Raw genomic sequence first — 556 nt, 5'->3', positions numbered from 1 at the left:
CGCCGGCTACACGGGGAACTCGGTCTGATCCCGCCTGTGGAACACGAGACCAACCATCACCACACAACCGCACCCGTCTCGGCACCGAGCGGGTAATCACACCCTCCATCAAACCCGGTACTTGACACCTTGGCCGCGTCCTCGCCGACCAGTTGGCCCGCCAGCGCGTTGTGCGCGAGCGGCGGCAGGGCCAGTGCCGGCACCCGGTGTGGATCGGTGTCGATGAGGGCCTGTTCCCTGGCGTTCCACGAGGCGAGCAGACCGGCGGACGGGGCGGTGCCGAACAGGCCGGGGTGTGTGATCCCGGTGTAGCTGACCCCGGGGATGTGCCGTGAGGTGGCCTTCTGACCGTGGAAGTCCCAGACGGCCTTGTAGGAGTCGGGAAAGTGGTCGGTGAGGAATCCGCCGCCGTTCTCGCGGGCGAAGACCCCGGTACTACATTCCGAGATCTTGAACCGGGTCGGCTGACGGCGCGTATCCCGTGTCATGGTCGAGAGCGTGACTGTTCAGGACATCGCCGGCTGGGATGCTGACCTTCAAGCCCTCACCGAGGGCT

At 66.2% G+C, this 556-nt stretch carries 1 pseudogene; it reads right to left on the bottom strand.

Going from position 1 to position 556, the window contains the following annotated elements:
* Positions 1–113: 113 nt before the first annotated feature.
* A pseudogene (locus tag FM051_RS50070) lies at positions 114–434 on the bottom strand (acetamidase/formamidase family protein); the annotation flags it as partial.
* Positions 435–556: the final 122 nt, after the last annotated feature.

Origin of the sequence: Saccharothrix deserti, assembly GCF_009769385.1 — a bacterium.
In the GTDB taxonomy this organism is placed as follows: Bacteria; Actinomycetota; Actinomycetes; order Mycobacteriales; family Pseudonocardiaceae; genus Actinosynnema; species Actinosynnema deserti.
This window is presented reverse-complemented; position numbering and strand designations above follow the sequence as displayed.